5 protein-coding genes are annotated in these 2,868 nt (G+C 35.9%); 4 read left to right on the top strand and 1 reads right to left on the bottom strand.

The features are described 5' to 3' along the window. On the bottom strand, nucleotides 1–46 hold a 46-nt coding region (locus IM509_RS24110; RefSeq protein WP_353737710.1), incomplete at its 3' end, for a helix-turn-helix domain-containing protein. Nucleotides 47–77: 31 nt separating this feature from the next. Between IM509_RS24110 and IM509_RS13270 the strand changes: the two genes are divergently transcribed. The 4 genes from IM509_RS13270 to IM509_RS13255 form a co-directional block, all read left to right on the top strand. Beyond that, nucleotides 78–254, top strand: coding sequence for a hypothetical protein (locus IM509_RS13270; protein WP_158499309.1), 177 nt, complete (start codon nucleotides 78–80; stop codon nucleotides 252–254). Nucleotides 255–381: 127 nt separating this feature from the next. Next, nucleotides 382–813 (top strand): hypothetical protein, encoded by a 432-nt coding sequence (locus IM509_RS24360; protein WP_260441320.1) that lies wholly within the window; start codon nucleotides 382–384, stop codon nucleotides 811–813. 48 nt (nucleotides 814–861) lie between these two features. Beyond that, a complete protein-coding gene (locus IM509_RS13260) occupies nucleotides 862–2,604 on the top strand; it encodes an O-linked N-acetylglucosamine transferase, SPINDLY family protein (protein ID WP_260441319.1) in 1,743 nt (580 codons plus the stop codon). Continuing rightward, the coding region (locus IM509_RS13255; protein WP_287717024.1) for a hypothetical protein at nucleotides 2,601–2,868 on the top strand (268 nt) is incomplete at its 3' end. The genes IM509_RS13260 and IM509_RS13255, both read left to right, overlap by 4 nt.

Below are 2,868 nucleotides of genomic sequence, written 5' to 3'. Positions count from 1 at the left end.
CTTGTGTTGGTGTGGGGTAAAATCGAAACGAATAGGCTTTTTCCATACCTCACATTTTAGCATATATTTCGTAAACGATGCTCATATTTAACAGTAAAGCCGTCGTAGAACGACGGGGTTTCAGACCCAAATTTTCGATGATCAACAGTAATCACCAACAAGCGATCGAGCTAATGTTAGCATCGGGAGACTATAATCAATTATTGTTATTCTGTCAACAAGCGCTGGCGGTGGCTCTTCTCGACTTTGTGTGATAATTTTTGCTTATGGAATCGTGAAATGTTTACTGGGAAAGACTTTTAGGACTATTTTGCGGATATTCTATCAGTATAGACCTAGTTTCCACACAGAAACCAGAAGAGCCTGGCGGTTCATCCGGAAGTGACTGATTATTATCCCTATCTGGGATTAGCTTATCTGCTGCTAGAGCAGCAAGCAACAGCGCAAGAAATTTGGTTATTTTGGCTATTACAATCAGAGTCTAGTCAAGATTTAATTATGCTCCTCAAAAAAGAGATAATTAGAAATCTCGATTGCTGGCAGTTTGGCCAAGCTAAATTAATCTATCTCCAGTGGCTAGAATTAGAGGAAATAGCAGGGGATGAAGAGATAGAAAATTATGCCCTGACTGCGATAAACTCCTGTCTTCAAGAGGTGCAAGAGGCAATTAATCGGCGAGAATATACTTTAGCTGAGGACTTTTACTTAAGAATTTTATCTTGGCGTGAACAATTAGCTTACATCTGGCACGATTTAGGATATTTATACTATATAATTAACCGACTAACAGAATCTTTTACCTGTTTAGCATGAGCCATCAACTTAGAGGAAAATCAAGCCTTATATCATTATACTATGGCCATGGTGCTAGAAAAACAATCCCGTTTAGATATAGCTTTATCAGCTTATCAAAAAGCGATTGATCTCAATGCTAATTTTGTCGATGCTTATAATAAACTGGGCAATTTATTTTATCGATTAGGGCAGCTAGAGTCAGCCGAAAAATTCTATCAGCAGGGAATTAATAAACAGGGTGATTTTTATCCTTTCTATATCAATTTAGGCAATGTCTATTTAGTTAAACAAGCTTGGACAGAGGCAAAAAATGCTTATAAAACGGCCCAACAACTTGCAGGAGATAGAGGAGAAATTAGTCAAAATCTCTCCCTTTGGGAAATTCTGCAAGCTGACCAAAAAAGAGCGGATCTTTACTCAGGTGATTATTTTTATCAAAGAAAACTCTATCAATTAGCATTAAACTATTATCAAAAATTATTAGCAATTAAAATAGAGGAGAGCAATTTTTATTTAAATTGCGCCCATTGCTATCTCATTCTCAAAGGAGAAAAACAGGCTTTAGAAGTGTATAAAAAAGGCATTAACTATCATCCAGAAAATATTGATTTACATTTGCGCCTAATTTGGTTACTACAAAATAATTATCCGATCGAGGTGGCAATTCAAGCAACTAAATCAGCTTTAGAGTATCTTCCCGATCACCTATCTTTGAAATTAGAATTAATGCGGTTACTGCCGATAGTTTACAAAACTCAAGCAGATATTATGCAATATCGATCAAACTACGAGAAACAGTTAGATAATATCTTGTCTAATCTTGATTTAACCACTACTCATCAACAACAAGAGGCTTGGAAAAGTATTGGTTTAAGAACTAATTTTTATCTCCAATATCAAGGTAAAAATGATTTAGAACTACAAAAAAAATATGGGAAATTAGTTTATAAAATTACCTCAGCTAACTTTCCTGATTGGGTGAAAAACCTAACCATACCGACGGGAAAAATCCGCCTTGGCTATATTTCTGCTCACTTGCGTCATCACACGGTAGCGAAACTCTTTCAAGGATGGTTGCAGTGGCGAAATCGAGAACAATTTGAAATTTACTGTTATGGAATAGATATTAATAACACCTTCGATAATTTTACGAGAGAATATCAACAGCAAAGTGATTATTTTTATCAGTTTGATAATCTAGTAAATGGGGAAAAAATTGCTCAACATATTTTAGATAATCAGTTACATATTCTCGTTTATTTAGATATTGGTATGGATGCTCGCACTACCCAACTAGCAGGATTACGTTTAGCTCCAGTACAATGTGTAACTTGGGGACATCCAATCACCTCAGGATTACCAACCATTGATTATTTTATCTCCAGTGAATTAATGGAACCCGCGCAGGGAGATAATCACTACAGTGAAAAATTAATTCGCTTACCCAATTTAGGTATTGCCTATGCCAAACCTTCCCTTCCTCCCCAGAGAAAAACTCGTTTAGAGATGGGATTAACCGAGGATAAAATTATCTATTTAAACTGTCAGAGTTTATTTAAATATCTGCCAGAAAATGATGATATTTTTCCGAGAATTGCCCAACAAGTTCCCAACAGCCAATTTATTTTTATCTGCCATCGTAGCGAATTTGTAACCCATTGCTTTCAGTCGAGATTAAGTCAAGCTTTTAATAGGTATGGACTCAATTGGCAAGATTACGGGGTAATGATGCCACAGCTAGAACAAAATGATTATGGCTCTTCTCGACTTTGTGTGATAATTTTTGCTTATGGAATCGTGAAATGTTGACTGAGAAGGACTTTTACGACTATTTTGCCGAAGAAACTATCAGTATAGGCTTCGTTTCCACACATAAACCAGAAGAGCCTGATTATTTTCAGCTTAACTTATTAGCAGACATCTATTTAGATAACTGGCTCTTCGGTTTGTGTTATGCAATGGACGGGAGTTATAAGGGATGGAACCCTTATATAGAAAGGCATTTAGCGATTTTTGTTAATTGTTTTTTTCTAGAGCGAACTAATCAATTAAGTCTCTTGCCAGATAAGGATT

Source organism: Microcystis sp. M31BS1 (assembly GCF_020245285.1).
In the GTDB taxonomy this organism is placed as follows: domain Bacteria; phylum Cyanobacteriota; class Cyanobacteriia; order Cyanobacteriales; family Microcystaceae; genus Microcystis; species Microcystis panniformis.
The sequence above is the reverse complement of the archived record's forward strand: the minus strand, read 5'-3'. Positions and strand labels throughout refer to the sequence as shown.